This is a genomic window from Bacillus cereus group sp. BfR-BA-01430 (assembly GCF_022663115.1).
In the GTDB taxonomy this organism is placed as follows: Bacteria; Bacillota; Bacilli; order Bacillales; family Bacillaceae_G; genus Bacillus_A; species Bacillus_A cereus_BD.
The window spans coordinates 168,316-188,108 of sequence record NZ_JAKUEW010000003.1; the positions used below are offsets into that span (position 1 = coordinate 168,316).

Sequence of the window (19,793 nt, forward strand, 5' to 3'; positions counted from 1 at the left end):
TTTTGTACCCTTTTACATTTTTGTGAAAACATTTTATAATGGTATGTCGCAACTTTAAATGCTTCGAACGCATTCTTTACGGTAAAAATGATATAAACAGAATAAAGTTTAGGAGATTATATTGATTATGAATGCTGTACTTATCGCAGTAGCCGTCATGCTATTGCTTAGTTTATTACGTGTCCAAGTCATTGTCGCCATTATTGTTGGTGCTTTAACAGGTGGGCTAATCGGTGGCCTTAGTATTTCAGAAACAATTAACGTATTTACTACTGGCCTTGGAAACAGTGCACCAATCGCTTTAAGCTATGCGATGCTCGGTGGATTTGCTATTTCCCTTTCGAAAACTGGACTACCTGATGCGATGATTCACGCTGCACTAAACATAATTGGAAATGATAAAGACACAAAGAAACAAATGTATTCCAAAATACTCATTTTATTTATTATTCTGGCAATGGCCTGTTTTTCACAAAATGTGATTCCAGTTCATATCGCCTTCATCCCAATTTTAATTCCAGCACTTTTAAAAGTGTTAAATGAATTGAAAATAGATCGCAGATTGGTGACATGTCTCATTACTTTTGGGTTAATTACACCTTATATGTGGATACCAGCTGGATTCGGGAAAATTTATCATGACGTCTTACAAACAAATGCTCAGCAAAGCGGACTTACATTTGATGTATCTCTCATTCCTAAGGCGATGACTATCCCAGCAATTGGTATGATAATCGGATTATGTATAGCTATATTCATTACTTATCGCAAACCGCGTACGTATGAAACGAAAACGATTCAAGGCACAGCGAATGAAGATATTCCTTATACAAAAAGAAGCATTATATTTGGATTATTGTCTATTCTGGCAACGTTAACTGTTCAATTAACAACAGAATCAATGATTTTTGGTGCCTTAGCAGGAATTATCGTATTATCCATTAGTGGAAGTCTTCCTCTTAAAGAGGCAGATGCTATTTTAACAAGTGGCATGCGGATGATGTCCTTCATTGGGTTTGTTATGATTTCTGCTGCTGGTTTCGGCGCTGTCTTAAGAAAGACAGGACATGTTGAATCACTTGTGCAAGCGAGCGCTCATTTAATCGGAAATAGCAAACCGCTTGCAGCGTTTCTTATGCTTATTATTGGATTACTCGTCACAATGGGAATTGGATCCTCCTTTTCTACTATTCCCATTTTAACAACCATTTTCGTTCCTCTTTGTATCCAACTTGGATTTAGCCCAATGGCAACAATTGCCATCATTGGTACAGCGGGGGCATTAGGCGATGCAGGTTCTCCGGCATCCGATAGTACACTCGGACCTACTTCAGGATTAAATGCGGATGGGCAGCACCACCATATATGGGATACATGTGTGCCAACTTTTCTACACTACAATATTCCATTACTTTTATTCGGATTTATTGCCGCAATTACACTATAAAAAGGTGCGCTGTTCAAGCGCACCTTTTTCACTTCGTTGATTCTCTTTCTATAAATACAAATTCCGTTTTCACAACTTCATGTTTCACTTGTTTCTTCTTTATTTTCCCAACTAATTGTTGCAAAGTATACACTACTCTTTTTTCATAACAGTTTTCTATCGTTGATAATGATGGGTTTATCCATTCTCCTTGCATACTCCCCTTAAATCCAATCACTTGCAATTCATTCGGTATATGAATGCCAAGGGAATTTGCTGCACGAATAATAGAAATAGCAACTTTATCACTTGAAGCTACAATACCGTCTACGTATGGATATTTTCGTAATACTTCTTGATATCGCTTTTCCGTAGCTCCTTCTAAAGTTTCTACTCGATACGGTATTTCCTCTTCCCAAACTGCATCTAAAAAACCAGATATATGCTCCTCCATCTCTTCACTACGATCCTTTTCTCCAATATACGCTAGAAAATGGCATCCTTTTTCCTTAAGCATAGTAACGGCCTTTTTTGCACTTTGATAATATTCGAAAAGCGGTACTTTCGCATCTATTACAGTAAACGGAACTGAAACTTCTCCTACTTCCCGAAAGACTTCCTCCGTCATAAGAATTCCAGCTATATGATTTCTAGATAATATATCTATATAATTCCTTTTATTTTCCACACTACAAACAATTACTTGATACCCCTCTTGATATGCCGATTCTTCTATAAAACGAAGTAAAGTTATGTAGGATGGATTCCGTAAATTCGGCACAAGTATAGCGATAATTGTTGAAGATTTTTTAAATAAAGCTTTCGCTACCGCATTGGGCCTATAGTTTAATTCTTCAATTGCTTGTTTCACTTGTTTAACTGTATCTTCATGAACATATCCTTTTTCATTCATGACTCGTGAAACGGTTGCGACTGAAACACCGGCTACTTTTGCAACATCACGTATTGTTGCCACATCGTCACCCCTTGATATGGTAATAGTTTACAATTAAAAATTAAACTAAAAAATGTATATCGTCAAGTTTGTTATTTTATATTTCTGAAAATTGTTACATAAACGACCGTTTATAACCTATATTCGAGTTGAATTTCATGCAATATACGAATATCATCATAGCCAAAAAACGGTATTTCTTTTTTCATTTCCCTTGCCTTCTCCACGGCATCGACGTACAAATTTGTCATGATAAAACCACGTTTCTGATAAAATCGAAGTGCGTTCGTATTATCATTTGTCGTAATGAGCCATACTTTGTTACACATATGCTCGCGAGCTAATGTCATTACGCATTCTACAAGTCTCGTGCCAATCCCTTTCCTTTCAGCAAAACTATCTAATGACACAATTTCACACATGCTTTCTTTTAATTCAAACGTTATAATTCCTACTATTCTGTCATTTTCAATTGCAACAAATCCTGGTAATTCGTCTAATTGATGAGCTCTTTCTTTGGAAACCATCATTGTGCTACCCCAATTTTTACACATAAAATTTCGAATCGTATCTCTCATCTCATCTGTAATTTTTTGTATTTGAATCATTCCCTGTTCCCACCTTTTTAAACTACTATGATACAATATAAGTGTATCATATGTAAAAGTTCTTTGGAGGATGAGGTAAGGTATGAAACGTATTTTTATGACAGTACTAACGATACTAGGTGCGTTAATTGGTATTGGTATTTTTTTTACGAATAAAGTCATGTATTTAAAGAAAAAAACAGACGAAGAAATTTTAGAACGCGAAACAAAAAAACACTTTCACTTAAGTGATTTTCAAGCCTTACCGAAAGAAGAAATTTGGATTCCTTCACAATTTGGATACGACATTCACGGATATTATATTCCTACAGGTCATTCCAATAAATTCATGATTTTTTGTCACGGTGTAACGGTTAATAAAATAAATTCTATCAAATATGCAAATTTATTTTTAAAAAGAGGATATAACGTATTCATTTACGATCACCGTCGACACGGTCAATCCGGTGGCAAGACAACAAGTTATGGGTATTATGAAAAGTATGATTTAAAAGCTGTAGTGGATTGGCTGAAAACTCGCTTTGGTACAAATATTCTACTTGGTATTCATGGAGAATCAATGGGAGCTGCTATTCTTCTACAATATGCAGGAATGATTGAAGATGGCGCTGATTTTTATATCGCAGATTGTCCATTTTCTGATTTTTACGAGCAACTTCAGCATCGATTGAAAGTGGAATTCCATTTACCAAAATGGCCGTTGTTACCTTTAGCAAATGCATTTTTAAAAGTTCGTGATGGTTATACGATCGGTGAAATTTCACCAATTGATTGTATAAAAAATATAAATAATCCCGTCCTCTTTATTCATAGTAAAGACGACGACTATATTTTATGTGACATGACAAAAGCGCTATACGATGCAAAGAATGATAATAAACAGCTCTATATTGCAGAGCGTGGTGCACATGCTTGCTCTTATAATGAAAACAAACAAGAATATGAATATGCCGTCGATCAATTTTTAGAAACTTATGTAAAAGAAACAAAAAACAGGCTCGCTTAAGCCTGTTTTTTCTATTACTGTGCTAAAACATCTGTAATTTGTTCCATATTTTCAGAAATCCACTTCATTGCCTCATCAAGTGTTGCAAATTCAGTTGTTTGAAACGTTACCTCATCTTGTAATAACCATACATCTTTCGCCTCTTGCCCCACACCTGCAATTGACCAATGAAGTAAACTATATGGATGATTATCATTTAAAAAAGACGCCCATGTGCGCTCATTTGCAACATTTTGTAGTGTACGTAATTGTTTATTCATACTTAGTCACCTTACTATAATCAGTTATAAACGATATTATAACACTCTCCTCTCTTTCAGACAAAGTAAGTTTTGTATTGTCAAGTTCCCTCTTGCAATTATATGATGAACTTAAGCGTTTGGAAGGAGGGAATTCTGTTGGCAAAAGTACAAATTAAAGTAAATGACAATGGCTCATTTCGCATTACAGGGGATGTGGAATTAGTCGATTCGCAAGGGAATGCTTTCCCAGCGAAACCTGCATTTTCTTTATGTCGCTGTGGTTTATCAAAAAATATGCCTTATTGCGACGCAGCACATAAGGGCAAGTTTGAATCCGTTGTTCGTGCTCCAGAAACAAAATAATTTTGATAAAGCATGCATCAATCGAGGTGCATGCTTTTTCTAACTTCAGCAAAAAATTATTATCTATCCTCTTCCCTTCTCTCCCAACGATTTTCCCCCATTTATTGTCACGCAATTCTCCATATTCGAGTATTTTTTTCTATCCTTTTTTATTTTTTGTGCTATAATGTGAGCAAACAGCATCCTTCGGGGTCGGGTGAAATTCCCAACCGGCGGTGATGAAGTGCACGCTTCTAAGTCCGTGACCCGTTTTCAAAATTGAAAACGGTGGATCTAGTGAAACTCTAGAGCCGACAGTATAGTCTGGATGGGAGAAGGATATGTTTTCTAGTGCTTATATAGCGAATACACCTTTATTTTAGCATGCACACTGTTCATAATCGTATATGCTTTATTTCATATACCTATTTTTTCTATGCTGAAATAAACTATGTAAACTAGCGTGTAAAAAAATATATTTTTGCTAGGCTTCTTTTCTATGCAAAAATATAAAACATAGCTAGGTTTCTTTCTTGTACTTTCGTATTCGTACTATATTTCTAGAAATCACGTCTCCCAAACCCCAAGGATATCATCCTTGGGGTTTTTTGATTTTTTCTTAGGAGAGGTGAAAGAAATGACGGACCAAGAATATATGAAAATTGCTTTACAGCTGGCGCAAAGTACAGCGGGGCAAACAAGTCCAAATCCAATGGTCGGTGCTGTTGTTGTGAAAAATGGGAAAATCGTCGGAATGGGGGCTCATCTTCGTGCAGGTGAAGAACATGCAGAAGTTCATGCACTGCGCATGGCCGGTGCTCATGCAAAAGGTGCAACTGTATATGTCACACTTGAACCATGCAGCCACTTTGGAAAAACCCCACCATGCTGTGACTTGCTTATTAAAAAGAAAATCAAACGCGTTGTAATCGCTACGCTTGATTCCAATCCTCTTGTTGCTGGCAATGGGAAAAAGAAATTAGAAGAAGCAGGTATTCATGTGACAACTGGTATTTTAGAAGAAGAGGCGCTTTCCTTAAATCGATACTTTTTTCACTATATGAAAACAAAGCACCCTTTTGTCACATTAAAAACAGCAATGAGCTTAGATGGAAAAATTGCAACTACTACTGGGGAAAGTAAATGGATTACAGAAGACGCAGCCCGCGATGATGTTCATCACTATCGACACACACACGATGCGATTCTCGTCGGAGTAAATACAGTCATTGCTGATAATCCATCGTTAACTACCCGCCTTCCAAATGGAGGTAAAAATCCAATTCGGATTATTTTAGATACACATTTACGAACGCCGCTTCTCTCTCGTGTGGTGACAGACCGAGTAGCTCCAACATGGATTATCGTTGGAAAAAACGTTCAAAAAGATCAAATATTACAATACACATCTGAACATGTATCTGTATTACAAATGAATAAAGATTGCATTGAAATTCAAGACCTTCTCACTCTGCTTGGAGAAAAGCAAATTCTCTCACTCTTTGTAGAGGGAGGACAGTCTATACATGCAAGTTTTTTAGAAGCAAGTTGTTTCAATGAAATTGTAACCTATATAAGCCCCAAATTAATTGGTGGAAAAGATGCTCCTACTTGGTTTGGGGGCACTGGTTTTATACAGCTACAAGATGCACTTTCCTTACAATTTCAAAAGATGACACAGATTGGTAATGATATAAAAATCATTGCTAGAAAGCGAAATGAGGTGCCTTCATGTTCACAGGAATCGTAGAAGAATTAGGAACCGTTTCAACTATAAAACAAAGCGGAGAAGCAATGAAACTAACAATTCAAGCACGCTTCATTTTATCAGATGTCAAAATAGGAGATAGCATTGCCGTTAACGGTATTTGCTTAACTGTTACATCATTTACCGAATCTCATTTCACGGTTGATGTGATGCCTGAAACAATGAAATCAACGTCACTTCGCATGCTAAAGCAACATTCTCAAGTGAATTTAGAACGGGCTATGGCAGCTAACGGACGTTTTGGTGGACATTTTGTTACAGGTCATATTGATGGCATTGGCACAATTGTAAGTAAAAAACAACATTATAATGCCATATATTACAAAATCAAAATGCCCAATCATTTACTTCGCTATTGTTTACAAAAAGGTTCCGTTGCAATTGACGGTACGAGTTTAACGATATTTGATGTGGCTGACGATTCCATTATAATTTCGCTCATTCCCCATACAGTAAGCGAATCTATTATTGGTACAAAAGGCACTGGGGATATCGTCAATATTGAGTGTGACATGATTGGAAAATATATCGAACGGTTTATGTCACAACCAACAAAGCGGAGCAATTCAGTTACAGAAAGTTTTTTACAAGAAAACGGATTTCTATAAGGGGGAAGCACGATGTTTCATCGTATTGAAGAAGCACTAGAAGATTTAAAACAAGGAAAAGTCATTATTGTATGTGATGACGAAAACCGTGAAAACGAAGGTGATTTTATCGCCTTAGCCGAGTATATTACACCGGAAACAATCAATTTTATGATTACACATGGACGCGGTCTTGTATGTGTACCACTTACAGAGCACTATGCGAAACGTCTGCAACTAGAACCTATGGTATCTCAAAATACTGATTCTCATCATACTGCATTTACAGTTAGTATTGACCATCTTTCTACAACAACAGGAATTAGTGCCCATGAGCGTGCGACAACTGTGCGCGAATTATTAAATCCATCTTCTAAGGGGAGCGATTTTAATCGTCCTGGGCATATCTTTCCGCTAATTGCAAAAGATGGCGGTGTACTTCGTCGCGCTGGTCATACGGAAGCAGCGGTGGATCTTGCAAAACTATGCGGTACAGAACCAGTAGGAGTTATTTGTGAAATTATAAAAGAAGATGGCACGATGGCTCGCGTCCCTGATTTAATACAAGTTGCTAAACAATTTGATATAAAAATGATTACAATTGAAGATTTAATTGCGTATCGGCGCCATCACGAAACATTTGTGACAAAAGAAGTTGAAATTACACTACCAACTGAATTTGGTACATTTCATGCGATTGGTTACACAAATTCTCTAGATCAAAAAGAACATATCGCACTTATAAAAGGGGATGTTTCAACAGATGAGCCTGTTCTTGTCCGCGTTCATTCCGAATGCTTAACTGGGGACGTTTTCGGCTCTTGCCGCTGTGATTGCGGTCCACAACTCCATGCTGCCCTTACGCAAATTGAGCGTGAAGGTAGAGGTGTGCTTCTTTATATGAAACAAGAAGGACGCGGCATTGGACTTCTCAATAAATTGCGCGCTTATAAATTACAAGAAGAAGGGCTAGATACAGTAGAAGCAAATGAAAAGTTAGGATTTCCAGCAGACCTTCGCGATTATGGTATCGGCGCACAAATATTAAAAGACTTAGGATTACAAAAGCTGCGTTTATTAACAAATAATCCAAGAAAAATTGCTGGCTTACAAGGATACGAACTAGAAGTTGTTGAGCGCGTACCGTTGCAAATGCCAACAAAACAAGAAAATGAAACATATTTACAGACAAAAGTAACAAAATTAGGTCATTTATTAAACTTATAATCTATTTGAAGGAGAGATCATGATGGTATTCGAAGGTCATTTAGTAGGTACAGGATTAAAAATTGGAGTAGTAGTAGGACGTTTTAATGAATTTATTACAAGCAAACTGTTAGGGGGCGCATTAGACGGCTTAAAACGACATGGTGTAGAAGAAGATCATATTGATGTTGCATGGGTTCCAGGTGCATTTGAAATTCCACTCATCGCTAAAAAAATGGCAAATAGCGGGAAGTATGATGCCGTTATTACACTCGGTACTGTCATTCGCGGGGCTACATCGCATTATGACTATGTTTGTAATGAAGTTGCTAAAGGGGTGGCATCTTTATCACTGCAAACAGAAATTCCCGTTATTTTTGGCGTACTAACTACTGAAACAATTGAACAAGCAATTGAACGCGCAGGGACAAAAGCTGGAAATAAAGGCTATGAATCTGCCGTTTCTGCAATTGAAATGGCTCATTTATCAAAACAATGGGCATAAAAAAGAGGCGTTTGCCTCTTTTTTATGTTTCTCAAAATGAAATCAAATTCCTTATTTTCTTACTTTTTTTCGTACATCTCGAATTAACTCTTCCATTGTTTTTCCCTCTGTCTTAATTCGTAAATTTTGTGCTGTTTTCCAAACATTTTCTCTCTTTTTTTCTTCCTCTACAATATGTAATTCTTTTCTTACCTCTTTTAAATCTTTTCCCTCAGTTTTAATCCCAAAGTGTTCTGCTTTTGTTCGAAAATGTTGTTCAATTCTTTGTTGCATTTCCTTCTGTTCAGGGGTTTGAGCTGCTTTTACAGGATCTGAACTAATCGCTTTTACTAAAATAAGTGTCGTCATAATAGCCAATATATACTTGTGCATGTAAAATCCTCCAACCCAATGTAAATTACACTTTTACTATGTACCATTTTAGGTTGGAAAATTCGGCCAAACTTTTTTTATTTCCAGGAGCAAACCGCTTCCAGACAGCATCCTTTCCACTTTATTACATTTTAATTACAAAAACCAAGCTTTCTTTAAAAGCTTGGTTTTTCCTACTTATAATGCACATTCCTCAATTTCAAACCCTAGGTCCTGAATCATCCCCCAATCTGCTGTTGGCTCTTGACCTACCGTTGTTAAATAATCTCCAACGAAAATCGAATTTGCTGCAAATAATCCTAACGGCTGTACAGATCTTAGATTAAGCTCACGGCCTCCTGAAATTCGAATTTCTTTAGAAGGATTTACAAAACGCATCATCGCTAATATTTTTAAACACTCTACTGGCGTTAATTCTTTTCGATCTTCAAGCGGAGTTCCTTTTACAGAAACGAGAAAATTACATGGAATAGAGTCTGCATCTAACCGTTGTAACTCAAAAGCAATTTCTACGCGCTCCTCTTTCGTTTCTCCCATTCCAAAGATTGCACCAGAACAAGGAGAAATGCCCGCTTGCTTCGCTTTTTCTACCGTATCTACTCGGTCATCATACGTATGTGTGGAACAAATATTATCATAATGATTCGCATGTGTATTCAAGTTATGATTATAACGGTGAACCCCGGCCTCAGCTAATCGGTTTGCTTGATCCTCATTTAAAAAGCCTAAGCAACAACATATTTTTAAATCCGTTGTTTCTTTAATTTCTTTCACCGCACCAATGACATGATTTACCTCTTTGTCTGTTGGACGACGACCAGATGCAACAATGCAATATGTTCCAGCTTTGCGGCGGACTGCTTCATGTGCTCCTTCAACAATTTTTTCTTGTGTCAACCAAGCATATTTATCAATCGGTGCTTCAGAAACGATTGATTGAGAACAATACCCACAATCTTCTGGACATAATCCCGATTTCGTATTAATAATCATATTTAATTTCACTTTTTTACCAAAATAATGATGACGAATCATATACGCAGCATTCATAATATTTAATACTTCTGTATCATCTGCTTCTAAAATCGCTAACGCATCCTCTTTCGTTATCCTTTTCCCTTCTATCACTTCAAACGCAATTTTCTTCCAATCTACTTTTGTTTGTACTTGTTTCATTTCTCCTCTTCCCCTCTTTTTCAATATGCGCAAATAAAGCATGATACGTTGCTATAATCTCTCCTTCTTTCGTAAAATCTCTCTCATATATGCGAAGCATCGCTCGAAAGATAGAAGGACTTTGACAATACGTTTCTTCATTACTATTTGTTGCACCAACTTTTCGAATCGACTTAAAAAAGTCTCTAATATGAGTAAATTTCTCTATGTAACATGTTTCAGATACATGAACATTCCCTTTGTTTATGGAACATATATTTTGCAACTGCGCTTTTGTAAAAAAGCGCTGTCCAACTGATACATGATTTTCTATATTTTTTTCTTCTTTCGCTCGTTCAAAAGCATAATGGAGTTCTTGGAACGTTCGATTTCCAAATGTTGAAAATAATAAGATGCCTTCCTTAGCTAAATGCTCATATAACTTTGCAAGCGACACCTGCAAATCATTTAACCATTGAAATGTCGCATTTGAGATGATGACATCATAGAAGTCATCTAATATAAGTTTTTCAATATCTTCACATCGAAATGTAACCTTATCCACATGGCGGCTTTTTTTCGCGACAGCAATCATACTCTCCGCGAAATCAATAGCTGTAATCTGTGCATTCGGAAATACATTCACAAGCTTCTCTGTAATATATCCCGTTCCGCAGCCAAGTTCTAAAATTCGAATTGCCGCTGCCCTGCTATACCGCCTTTCCAACTGCGAAAGCAAATGATGAGCCATTTTCTTTTGTACATTGGCATATTGATCATAGGATACAGCCGCTCTATTAAATCGTTTTTGCAACAATGTTTTATTGATCATTTTGTATCCCCTCTATGAATTTGTTAATTTCATTTGCACAATATTCAAAATTCGTTACACAAATTGCATGCCCCGCTTGCTGAATCACCTTAAGCGTTGCATTTGTCTTTTCTTTTATGTAATGAGCAGCAGACAAAGGACAAATAGGATCTTTTTCTCCATGTAAAAGCAACATTGGTATATTTACACCTTTCAAGCGTTCCCTCATATCCGCTCTTATTAAATAATCGAGCCCGGTTTGTAAAGACGCTATCGAATCACCTTGAAATTCTTTTATCATATTTACGAATGATTCTTTTACAGCGCTCTCCTCTTCAGCAAACATGCTTATATAAAAACGGCTCAATGTCTCATTCTTTCGCTTTTCTATATTTCTTTTCATTCTCTCAACAAAAGAAGGCTTCCAGCCATGTGTATACCTTTCATCCACTGTAAACTTTGCTGTACCACTTATTAAAATCATTCCCTTTGTTTTCACATTGTTACATGCTTCAAGGGCAACTAACGCTCCAAGCGACCACCCGATTAAAATGACATCATATCCTTCAGCAGCTTTTTCTACCCGCTTTGCAAATTCATTGATTTCTTTTACATCATGCCACTCAACATGCTCAGCAAAACTTTCCTGCAAAAGTGAAAGGATTGGACTCCATACTTGTTTTTCCATCCCCCATCCAGGGATAAAGATTAACTTAAGTTGTTTCATTCCACAATCCCCTCTTCTTTTCCAATGTTCACAATTTGCTGAATCGCCCACTCTAAATCAGACTTTGTATGCTCAGATGTCACTGCAAATCGAATGCGCGAGCTATTATGCGGAACAGTTGGTGGCCGAATTGCAATCGCTACAATTCCTGCTTCTTGTACTTTTCCACTAAAGCGTATAGCTGCTTCATTCGACGTTACAATAACTGGAACAATATGTGTTGAACTATTACCAATGTTACATCCAGCTTCTTTTAACGCATTACGAAAATACGCTCCATTTTCTAAAAGTCTTTTTCGTCTTGCCTCGTCTTCTTTCACAATGTCAATTGCACATTGTATGGTTGCGAGTACACCTGGTAGCAATGCCGTTGTAAAAATAAAGCTTCTCATCTTGTTTCTCATATAATCAATGCAAACTTCATTTCCTGCTAAATAAGCCCCATAACAACCTAACGCTTTACTAAATGTTCCCATATGAATATCAATTTTTCTAGAAAGCTCCGTCTCCACATGTGCAAGTCCAGCACCATGTTTCCCATATATGCCGCTTGCATGTGCTTCATCAATCATAAGAAGCGCTCCATATTTTTCTTTCAATGCAATCAATTCTTTTAAATAAGCAACATCTCCATCCATACTAAACACCGTATCTGTTACAATTAATTTTCTTTTTTCAGAAGGTGTTGTTTGTAGTAGTTGCTCCAAATGATGTAAATCATTATGACGATATCGTTTCTGCTTTGCACCGCTCAGTTTCACTCCGTCAACAATACTAGCATGATTTAATTTATCACTGAAAACGACATCATGGCGTCCCATTAGAGAAGAAATAGCTCCAACATTCGCTGTATATCCACTGTTCACAATCATTGCTTTCTCTGTATGCTTCCAATCACAAATACTCTTTTCTACCTCTTCATAAAGGGAATAGTTCCCTACAACAAGTCGTGATGCCGTCGCTCCTACACCATATTTCCTTATCGCTTCGATAGCCGCTTCTTTTAACCGACTATCCCCCGCTAAACCGAGATAATTATTTGATGCCAAATTCAGCATACGCGCTCCATTCCGAATCAGCCATGTTTCTTCAGCTTGATTCGTTACAACTACTTCACGGTATTGTGAATTTTCTTTTAGGCGATTTAAACTAGAGTGAAAGTGTAGATTCCATACTTGTTCCATTTTTCATATACTCCTCTAAATATGAAATCTGAATACTCTCTTCTGCTGCTTTTATTAGTTCATCGCGCGTATATCCTTCCTGAAGCTTTGGAAGTAAACCGAAAACTGGCACATCACTTAGCTCTTCAATCATTTTTTTATTTTCTTGTACACGTTCTTTTTCTTCTTCTTTACACCCCGATAAAATAACACCTGCAACTTGCAAACCTTGTGCTTTCGCATATGAGATTGTTAAAATAGTATGATTGACAGTACCTAATGTTGGACGCGCAACAATAATAAGCGGTAATTTTAATTTCTTAGCAAAGTCAACAACGAGTGCATCTTCTGTATAAGGAACAGCAAGTCCACCTGCCCCTTCTACTAATAAACTATTAAACTCTGCCATTCGTTCATTATAATGAGAAGTAATATCTGACAATGTTACCGTTCTTCCTGCACGTTGCATTGCCAATCTTGGAGCAAGCGGTTCTTCAATCGAATACGGACAAATTTTATCCACTGCTGTTTCTACTCCTGATACCATCTTTAATCTAGCTGCATCACCTTCTGGATGAGAAGCGCTATGTCCACTTTGCAATGGTTTATACACTCCTATATGATGTCCAAGCTTTCTAAGTACCCCCGCTATTGCACCTGTAACGACTGTTTTTCCTACTTCGGTATCCGTTGCTGTAATAAAAAAGCCACTCATGATTTCCCCTCCGTAATATCTGCAATTGCTTGATATAAAATGCGTAACATTTCATCTAGTTCATCTATTTTAGATGCTAACGGCGGCATAAATACAATTGTGTTACCAAGAGGACGCAATATCATCCCAAGCTCTCTTGATCGTTTACATACTTCTACTCCTACCCGCTCTGTCCATTCAAACGGCTCTTTTGTTTCCTTATTTTCAACAAGTTCTATCCCAATCATCAAGCCACATTGCCGAATATCACCAACATGTTTATACTCATAAAGCGCTGCCAATTTATCCGCTACATAATCCGCCTTTTTTGCAACGTCTTGTACTAAATTTGTTTTTTCATAAAGTTCTAGATTTGCGATCGCTACTGCACAACCTAGTGGATTTCCTGTATAACTATGGCCATGAAAAAATGTTTTCTGTTCTGCGTAGTCACCTAAAAAAGCATTGTAAACCTCATCTGTTGTTACGGTAATCGCTACCGGTAAATACCCACCAGTTAATCCTTTTCCAGCTGTTAATATATCCGGTGTCACTCCCTCGTGCTCGCAGGCAAACATTTTTCCTGTACGGCCAAATCCTGTCGCCACTTCATCTGTAATAAATAAAACATGATACTTTGTACATAAATCACGAAGCCCTTTCAAATACCCTTTTGGCATTGTAATCATGCCGCCAGCCCCTTGCATTAAAGGCTCCACAATCAGCGCTGCAATTTCTTCATGTTTCTGTTTCAATAATTCTTCCATTTCTTCCAAATGCTTTTGAACGATCTCCTCCTTGTTATCACCATATGGAGAACGATATGTATACGGATAAGGCATTTTGATTACATGAAATAAAAGAGAACGATACACTTGGTGAAACAAGTCAATTGCTCCTACAGAAACAGCACCAATCGTATCACCATGATATGCTTCTTTTAATGTAATAAACTTTTGTTTTTTAGGTTTCCCTTTATGTTGCCAATATTGAAACGCCATTTTAATTGCAATCTCAACAGCTGTCGAACCCGAATCTGAATAAAATACCTTTTTTAACCCTTTTGGAACAACTTCAATAACCTTTTCTGCAAGTAAAATAGACGGTACATTTGCCAACCCTAACATAGTAGAATGAGCGATCTTATTTAATTGCTCACGAATTGCTTCATCCAATTCTGGAACGTGATGTCCATGTACATTAAGCCAAATAGAAGAAACTCCATCCCAATAAGCGTTGCCATGCACATCATACAATTTACGCCCCTCACCCCGTTCAATAATAACAGGATCTTCTGCTATATAATCCTTCATTTGTGTAAATGGATGCCATACATATGCTTTATTCTTTTCAGCTAATTCTTCATATGTATACGGTATTTTTTCACTTGTACGACTACTTACTGTCATAATTGCCACCCCTAATGTTAACTTATTTATAAATAAAGTTAACATTAAAGGGAAATTTCTGTCAATTCCTTTTCGATGATTCGTTCTTAAAAAAGAACGACTTATCCTATGATAAGTCGCTTCATCTTCCATGCTGAATCTTACCGATTTCCAGAATAATTTCCTCATTTTTCTTTCCTTCCGTATCAATTCCAAGCTGTCTTGCGTGCTCGATTAATAACTCATGTCTTTTTTCATATCTTGCTTTACTTAACTCTTCTTGAATTTCCTGTTCACTTTTCCCTTCAACTGATACCCCTAATTTTCCAGCAATTTTTTCTCTATTTTCTTTCTGATTTCCTTTCGTTTCTGTACTCTTTTGTTTTGTTTGATCTGGCGCCGCAGCAAAAGCTGTGTAAACCCCTGCACTTCCAACTAAAATAAATAAGGCTGTAAAAAGAAATAGTTTTTTCTTCATTTCTCTCCTCCTTTCACTATTCATTATAACGAACAAATTCATTATAATAAAACTTTCTCCTTTATTTTCTATAAAAAATAATTCACATTTTTATTGACATGCAAGATCTATATGTGTTAAAAATTTAACTAACATCATATGAATTCGGCGTTGATAGGATTTAGTAGTATTTCGTTTCCTGATTACAGAGAGCTGGTGGTTGGTGCAAACTAGTACAGAGCGAATTATGAATTACCCCCTGGAGCTTCTTTTACGAAACATTTGGAGTAGTAAAAGACGGTGAATAGACCGTTATTTCTACAGAGTGGTGAAATGAATCATTTCACAATTTAGGGTGGTACCGCGATTTTTTCGTCCCTGCATATTTTGCAGGGGCGTTTTTATTTTTGATGGTGCGTTTTCTCCCTTATTTTGTGTTATCTTTTTTCACAAGCTAGGGTGGTACCGCGATTTTTTTCGTCCCTGCATATTTTGCAGGGGCATTTTTTTATGCCAGCAAACAATTATTTGTTATTTGTCAAAAAATTCTAACATTTTAGAAGGAAATATATAATATTGGCGAATTTTAATTAAAAAAGAATGATTTTCATTTATTAGGAGGGGCAAACAATGGTTTCAAAAATTGAATCAGTTCTTTTAACGGTTCTTATCTTTTTTTGTATCGGTTTTAGTGTTATTAAACTAGAGACATCACCACATATTCCTATTTTATTTGGCATTATTGTGTTATTAGCGTTCGGATTTATGAAAAAGGTTTCGTGGTCTACTATGGAAAAAGGTATGATAAGTAGTATTTCAGCGGGTATTCCATCTATTTTTATTTTCTTACTCGTTGGTGTTTTAATTAGCGTTTGGATTGCAGCTGGAACTATTCCAACATTAATGGTATACGGATTTGGACTTGTATCACCTAAAGTCTTCATCCCAACGGTATTTGTCGTTTGTGCAATTGTCGGAACAAGTATTGGTAGTGCTTTTACAACAGCTGCAACAGTCGGACTTGCATTTATGGGAATGGGTACTGCTCTTGGCTACGACGCAGCACTGATCGCAGGAGCAATTATTTCTGGAGCTTTCTTCGGTGATAAAATGTCACCTTTATCAGACACAACAAATTTAGCTCCAGCTGTAACTGGGGTAGACTTATTCGAGCATATTCGCAACATGCTTTGGACGACAATTCCTGCTTTTATCATTGCTTTTATCGCCTTCTTTATTTTAGGAAAAGGCTCGGCAGGGAATGTTGATTTTTCTAACTTTATAAATGTTCTAGAGAAAAATTCAACCATTTCAATTGTGACACTTATTCCTATTTTGTTGCTCTTCATATTTGCTTTTAAAAGGGTTCCGGCCGTTCCAACATTACTTGCTGGTATTGTCGCAGGTATTATCATTCTCTTTCTTTTCAAACCAAGTACCTCACTTGCTGATTTAATGAAAATTATGCAAGAAGGTTATGTTTCTAAGACGGGAATAAAAGACATTGACAGCTTATTATCCCGCGGTGGTTTACAAAGTATGATGATGTCCATTGCCCTTATTTTTCTAGCCCTTTCTATGGGCGGCTTACTACAAGGATTAGGCATTATTACACAATTAATGAACATGATTTCTCATTTCGTCAAAACGAGTACACGTTTAATTATTTCTACTGCTTCAACAGCAATCGGCGTTAACTTCTTACTCGGTGAACAATATTTATCCATCGTTTTAACAGGCCAAGCATTTGCCGATAAATATGATGAAGTAGGCTTAAAGCGTCGCAATTTATCAAGGGTGTTAGAAGATGCTGGTACAGTTATTAATCCGCTTGTACCATGGGGCGTAAGTGGTGTATTCTTGGCAAATGTGCTCAGCGTTCCAACAATAGACTACGTTCCATACTCCATCTTCTGCCTAGCCTGTCCAATTATCACGATTATCGTTGGATTTACAGGATTGGGCCTTTCTTGGAAGAAAGAAAAACCTGTGACAATTTCTTAAGTAAAAAGAGGATTACCACGCCGGTAATCCTCTTTTTACTTATCTATTTGCTTTTTTTCTTCTAAATAACATGAATATACCTGCTCCAATAAAAGCAAGTCCTGCCCCAATTGTTGAAAAAACATTTGCTCCCGTTTTTGGAAGATCTCGTTCTATTTTATTTGTTTCTTTTTCTTCGCTTACATTTGTAGTTGTTACATCTTCATTTTTATTTATAGTATCTGGTGTTGCCTGATCTCCTTTATTTTCTTCATCTGCTATTGGTGGTGCCGGCTTCTCTTCTTCATTTCCTTCATCTGCTACTGGTGGCACCGACTTCTCTTCTTCATTCTTGTTCGTTAAGTCAATTGCATATTTTGCAAATTCATTTTCAGATGGACCAACATAAGAAATGTTTCCATCTTTCGTAATATACTTTTGTGCATTTGGCGAAGAATCAAATGTAATATTTAACTTTTCAGCATGGATTGGTTTAAATGTCCAGTTCTGATCTGCCGCTGGATTAATAACTGGTGTCTCTTGCATATATTTCACAATAATTTGACGCGTTTCATCTTGTGATTGATACACCACTTCCCCTTTATTTACACCAGGGAATGTTTGACTGCTACCACGATAGTTATTTGTAGCAACAATAAATTCTTGTTCATCTGTTACCGGTTTTCCGTCATATGTCATATTGACAATGCGATTTGCAGTTGGATGTACCACTTTTCCGTCTTTATCGTACTTCGCTGGTTGTGTAACATCAATTTCATATTTCAGGCCATCTAAAATATCAAAATTATATGTAGGATAGCTTATATTAACAAGTGATTGTTCTTCAGATTTAGCTGGGTCAATTTGATTAAACTGCCCTGCCGACATTTCAAGCCACTCTTTTACTTGTGCACCATTTACTTTCACAGCATATAACGTATTCGGATACACATATAAATCTGCTACGTTTTTAATGGCTAGAGTACCTGCTGGAATATCTGTATAATATGTCGCACCATTTCTTCCCCCCGCCTTAAATGGCGCACCTGCCGATAATATAGGAATACCTTTATACTTACTATATTGTCCATTTTCAGCAAACAACTTTTCTACATACCATTTCTGTGCCTGTGTCACAAGTTGGACCGATGGATCGTCTTGCACAAGTGAAAAATAACTATTAATTGGCGCTGTTGTTTTCCCAACAGGTGTATTAACATATTGAATCGTCGCTTCGTGTTCCTCTTTAATCTCGTCAACTAATCTTTGATCAGATTGAACGAATGCGTTCCCTTTACTATCTGCAATAGCGCGAACTGTTGGAGTAGATTTATCCTTTTGAACTTGCCACTTACCATCTACTTTTTTCAGCTGCATATCAATAACGCCTAAGTTGCTACCGAAAACACCTGGCATTACAACAGGTACACCGTTAAATGTATCTGTGACTACTGTATGTGAATGTCCCATCAATACTGCATCAACACCAGGAACTTCTGTTAAATAAAATGATGCATTTTCCATCCCTGTATTGTAACCGCTTTTATCCACGCCAGAGTGCGCTAGCGCAACGATAATATCTGCGCCTTCTGCTTTCATTTTTGGAACCATTTTCTTAGCAGTTTGGACGATATCTTTCGCTTTTACTTTTCCTTCCAAATTCGCCTTATCCCAGTTCATAATTTGTGGTGGTACAAATCCCATTACACCAATCTTCACTTTATGCTTTTGACCAGATTCATCTTCTACTTCTTTTTCAAAAATATGATATGGTTTAAAGTAATTTTCATCATTTCCTTCATTATCATCATGGTCATCTTTATAAACATTTGAATTAATAACTGGGAATTCAGTCTTACTAATTGCTTTCTTTAAATAATCTAAGCCATAGTTAAACTCATGATTTCCTAAAGAAATGACGTCATACTTCATTAAATTCATTACACGATATAATGGATGTACATAATTCCCGTCCAACCCTTTTTGCGCTACATAGTCCCCAAGGGGTGTTCCTTGTATCGCATCTCCGTCATCAAATAAAACAGAGTTTTTTACTTCTTCACGCGCTTTATTCACAAGCGTTGCCGTTTGAACAAGCCCTACTTTATTATCAGTTTTTGTTTGATAATAATCATAATTCATTAAGTTCACATGAATATCAGATGTTTCTAAAATTCGTAAATGAACTGTGCTCTCCTCCGCCTGTCCTTCCGCATGAGCAATAGTTGGTGCTACTTGCGGGGCTATAACACCTAATGCAAGCGTTGCTCCGGCTAACACTTTCTTTGATTTTTTCACAAAAAATCCCCCTTATAAAATTGTCCCAAATACAATAAGCTTGTAATACCTTTCTCTCTTTTTTCTTCTTAACAGAGCGATATGTCGTTACTTATCTGAC

20 protein-coding genes, 1 riboswitch and 1 other annotated feature are annotated in these 19,793 nt (G+C 36.8%); of the genes, 8 read left to right on the forward strand and 12 right to left on the reverse strand.

Annotated elements, in window-relative coordinates; translation table 11 throughout:
- Positions 1-127: 127 nt before the first annotated feature.
- Complete coding sequence (locus MR058_RS09145) at positions 128-1,447, forward strand: Na+/H+ antiporter family protein (RefSeq protein WP_242143668.1); 1,320 nt, start codon at positions 128-130, stop codon at positions 1,445-1,447.
- Positions 1,448-1,475: 28 nt separating this feature from the next.
- Here MR058_RS09145 and MR058_RS09150 read toward each other — a convergent pair whose 3' ends face one another.
- Together MR058_RS09150 and MR058_RS09155 are read right to left on the reverse strand one after the other, a co-directional pair.
- Positions 1,476-2,402 (reverse strand): LacI family DNA-binding transcriptional regulator, encoded by a 927-nt coding sequence (locus tag MR058_RS09150; RefSeq protein WP_242143669.1) that lies wholly within the window; start codon positions 2,400-2,402, stop codon positions 1,476-1,478.
- 110 nt (positions 2,403-2,512) lie between these two features.
- Complete coding sequence (locus MR058_RS09155) at positions 2,513-2,989, reverse strand: GNAT family N-acetyltransferase (RefSeq protein ID WP_242143670.1); 477 nt, start codon at positions 2,987-2,989, stop codon at positions 2,513-2,515.
- An 82-nt stretch (positions 2,990-3,071) separates the two neighbouring features.
- Here MR058_RS09155 and MR058_RS09160 point away from each other — a divergent pair, with 82 nt between their 5' ends.
- Positions 3,072-3,995, forward strand: a complete 924-nt coding sequence (locus MR058_RS09160; RefSeq protein WP_242143671.1) for an alpha/beta hydrolase — start codon at positions 3,072-3,074, stop codon at positions 3,993-3,995.
- Positions 3,996-4,009: 14 nt separating this feature from the next.
- On the opposite strand, the gene MR058_RS09165 is transcribed toward MR058_RS09160, so the two are convergent.
- On the reverse strand, positions 4,010-4,255 hold the full coding sequence (locus tag MR058_RS09165; protein WP_012095265.1) for a DUF2552 family protein: 246 nt from the start codon (positions 4,253-4,255) through the stop codon (positions 4,010-4,012).
- 102 nt (positions 4,256-4,357) lie between these two features.
- On the opposite strand from MR058_RS09165, the gene MR058_RS09170 reads away from it, so the two are divergent.
- The 5 genes from MR058_RS09170 (at position 4,358) to ribH (ending at position 8,645) form a co-directional block, all read left to right on the forward strand.
- On the forward strand, positions 4,358-4,600 hold the full coding sequence (locus MR058_RS09170; protein WP_242143672.1) for a CDGSH iron-sulfur domain-containing protein: 243 nt from the start codon (positions 4,358-4,360) through the stop codon (positions 4,598-4,600).
- 178 nt (positions 4,601-4,778) lie between these two features.
- A riboswitch (FMN riboswitch) is annotated at positions 4,779-4,923 on the forward strand.
- Positions 4,924-5,216: 293 nt separating this feature from the next.
- Entirely contained in the window at positions 5,217-6,329 is a 1,113-nt protein-coding gene (gene ribD / locus MR058_RS09175; protein WP_242143673.1) for a bifunctional diaminohydroxyphosphoribosylaminopyrimidine deaminase/5-amino-6-(5-phosphoribosylamino)uracil reductase RibD, read from the forward strand.
- Positions 6,311-6,955 carry a riboflavin synthase gene (gene ribE / locus MR058_RS09180; RefSeq protein ID WP_242143674.1) on the forward strand — a complete coding sequence of 215 codons (645 nt, stop codon included), beginning with the start codon at positions 6,311-6,313 and terminating at the stop codon, positions 6,953-6,955. Before ribD ends, ribE begins: the two co-directional genes overlap by 19 nt.
- Positions 6,956-6,967: 12 nt before the next feature.
- A complete protein-coding gene (locus tag MR058_RS09185) occupies positions 6,968-8,161 on the forward strand; it encodes a bifunctional 3,4-dihydroxy-2-butanone-4-phosphate synthase/GTP cyclohydrolase II (RefSeq protein ID WP_242143675.1) in 1,194 nt (397 codons plus the stop codon).
- Positions 8,162-8,183: 22 nt separating this feature from the next.
- The gene (gene ribH / locus MR058_RS09190) at positions 8,184-8,645 is read left to right on the forward strand and encodes a 6,7-dimethyl-8-ribityllumazine synthase (protein WP_242143676.1); all 462 of its coding nucleotides are present in this window, start codon (positions 8,184-8,186) and stop codon (positions 8,643-8,645) included.
- A gap of 51 nt (positions 8,646-8,696) precedes the next feature.
- On the opposite strand, the gene MR058_RS09195 is transcribed toward ribH, so the two are convergent.
- The 8 genes from MR058_RS09195 to MR058_RS09230 all read right to left on the reverse strand — a co-directional run bounded on the left by MR058_RS09195 (position 8,697) and on the right by MR058_RS09230 (position 15,457).
- Positions 8,697-9,017: a hypothetical protein gene (locus MR058_RS09195; protein ID WP_242143677.1), complete on the reverse strand. Its 321-nt coding sequence runs from the start codon at positions 9,015-9,017 to the stop codon at positions 8,697-8,699.
- A gap of 177 nt (positions 9,018-9,194) precedes the next feature.
- Positions 9,195-10,193 (reverse strand): biotin synthase BioB, encoded by a 999-nt coding sequence (gene bioB / locus MR058_RS09200; RefSeq protein ID WP_242143678.1) that lies wholly within the window; start codon positions 10,191-10,193, stop codon positions 9,195-9,197.
- Entirely contained in the window at positions 10,147-11,004 is an 858-nt protein-coding gene (gene bioC, locus MR058_RS09205) for a malonyl-ACP O-methyltransferase BioC (protein WP_242143679.1), read from the reverse strand. The genes bioB and bioC overlap by 47 nt, the downstream gene beginning before the upstream one ends.
- Positions 10,994-11,710, reverse strand: a complete 717-nt coding sequence (locus tag MR058_RS09210) for an alpha/beta fold hydrolase (RefSeq protein ID WP_242143680.1) — start codon at positions 11,708-11,710, stop codon at positions 10,994-10,996. The genes bioC and MR058_RS09210 overlap by 11 nt, the downstream gene beginning before the upstream one ends.
- The gene (bioF, locus tag MR058_RS09215; protein WP_242143681.1) at positions 11,707-12,894 is read right to left on the reverse strand and encodes an 8-amino-7-oxononanoate synthase; all 1,188 of its coding nucleotides are present in this window, start codon (positions 12,892-12,894) and stop codon (positions 11,707-11,709) included. Before bioF ends, MR058_RS09210 begins: the two co-directional genes overlap by 4 nt.
- Complete coding sequence (gene bioD, locus MR058_RS09220; protein WP_242143682.1) at positions 12,860-13,588, reverse strand: dethiobiotin synthase; 729 nt, start codon at positions 13,586-13,588, stop codon at positions 12,860-12,862. Before bioD ends, bioF begins: the two co-directional genes overlap by 35 nt.
- Positions 13,585-15,021, reverse strand: a complete 1,437-nt coding sequence (gene bioA / locus MR058_RS09225) for an adenosylmethionine--8-amino-7-oxononanoate transaminase (protein WP_242143797.1) — start codon at positions 15,019-15,021, stop codon at positions 13,585-13,587. Before bioA ends, bioD begins: the two co-directional genes overlap by 4 nt.
- A gap of 76 nt (positions 15,022-15,097) precedes the next feature.
- The gene (locus MR058_RS09230; RefSeq protein WP_242143683.1) at positions 15,098-15,457 is read right to left on the reverse strand and encodes a hypothetical protein; all 360 of its coding nucleotides are present in this window, start codon (positions 15,455-15,457) and stop codon (positions 15,098-15,100) included.
- A 117-nt stretch (positions 15,458-15,574) separates the two neighbouring features.
- Positions 15,575-15,795, forward strand: a binding site (T-box leader).
- 247 nt (positions 15,796-16,042) lie between these two features.
- Between MR058_RS09230 and nhaC the strand changes: the two genes are divergently transcribed.
- Complete coding sequence (gene nhaC, locus MR058_RS09235; RefSeq protein ID WP_242143684.1) at positions 16,043-17,416, forward strand: Na+/H+ antiporter NhaC; 1,374 nt, start codon at positions 16,043-16,045, stop codon at positions 17,414-17,416.
- 39 nt (positions 17,417-17,455) lie between these two features.
- Here nhaC and cpdB read toward each other — a convergent pair whose 3' ends face one another.
- A complete protein-coding gene (gene cpdB, locus MR058_RS09240; RefSeq protein ID WP_242143685.1) occupies positions 17,456-19,693 on the reverse strand; it encodes a bifunctional 2',3'-cyclic-nucleotide 2'-phosphodiesterase/3'-nucleotidase in 2,238 nt (745 codons plus the stop codon).
- Between the last annotated feature and the right edge of the window lie 100 nt (positions 19,694-19,793).

Excerpts from the sequence above, each read along its gene's own strand:
- MR058_RS09145 (WP_242143668.1), top strand. The coding sequence starts at position 128 with ATGAATGCTGTACTTATCGCAGTAGCCGTCATGCTATTGCTTAGTTTA.
- MR058_RS09155 (WP_242143670.1), bottom strand. The coding sequence starts at position 2,989 with ATGATTCAAATACAAAAAATTACAGATGAGATGAGAGATACGATTCGA.
- MR058_RS09160 (WP_242143671.1), top strand. The coding sequence starts at position 3,072 with ATGAAACGTATTTTTATGACAGTACTAACGATACTAGGTGCGTTAATT.
- MR058_RS09165 (WP_012095265.1), bottom strand. The coding sequence starts at position 4,255 with ATGAATAAACAATTACGTACACTACAAAATGTTGCAAATGAGCGCACA.
- MR058_RS09170 (WP_242143672.1), top strand. The coding sequence starts at position 4,358 with ATGATGAACTTAAGCGTTTGGAAGGAGGGAATTCTGTTGGCAAAAGTA.
- ribD (WP_242143673.1), top strand. The coding sequence starts at position 5,217 with ATGACGGACCAAGAATATATGAAAATTGCTTTACAGCTGGCGCAAAGT.
- ribE (WP_242143674.1), top strand. The coding sequence starts at position 6,311 with ATGTTCACAGGAATCGTAGAAGAATTAGGAACCGTTTCAACTATAAAA.
- MR058_RS09185 (WP_242143675.1), top strand. The coding sequence starts at position 6,968 with ATGTTTCATCGTATTGAAGAAGCACTAGAAGATTTAAAACAAGGAAAA.
- ribH (WP_242143676.1), top strand. The coding sequence starts at position 8,184 with ATGGTATTCGAAGGTCATTTAGTAGGTACAGGATTAAAAATTGGAGTA.
- MR058_RS09195 (WP_242143677.1), bottom strand. The coding sequence starts at position 9,017 with ATGCACAAGTATATATTGGCTATTATGACGACACTTATTTTAGTAAAA.
- bioB (WP_242143678.1), bottom strand. The coding sequence starts at position 10,193 with ATGAAACAAGTACAAACAAAAGTAGATTGGAAGAAAATTGCGTTTGAA.
- bioC (WP_242143679.1), bottom strand. The coding sequence starts at position 11,004 with ATGATCAATAAAACATTGTTGCAAAAACGATTTAATAGAGCGGCTGTA.
- MR058_RS09210 (WP_242143680.1), bottom strand. The coding sequence starts at position 11,710 with ATGAAACAACTTAAGTTAATCTTTATCCCTGGATGGGGGATGGAAAAA.
- bioF (WP_242143681.1), bottom strand. The coding sequence starts at position 12,894 with ATGGAACAAGTATGGAATCTACACTTTCACTCTAGTTTAAATCGCCTA.
- bioD (WP_242143682.1), bottom strand. The coding sequence starts at position 13,588 with ATGAGTGGCTTTTTTATTACAGCAACGGATACCGAAGTAGGAAAAACA.
- bioA (WP_242143797.1), bottom strand. The coding sequence starts at position 15,021 with ATGTTAACTTTATTTATAAATAAGTTAACATTAGGGGTGGCAATTATG.
- MR058_RS09230 (WP_242143683.1), bottom strand. The coding sequence starts at position 15,457 with ATGAATAGTGAAAGGAGGAGAGAAATGAAGAAAAAACTATTTCTTTTT.
- nhaC (WP_242143684.1), top strand. The coding sequence starts at position 16,043 with ATGGTTTCAAAAATTGAATCAGTTCTTTTAACGGTTCTTATCTTTTTT.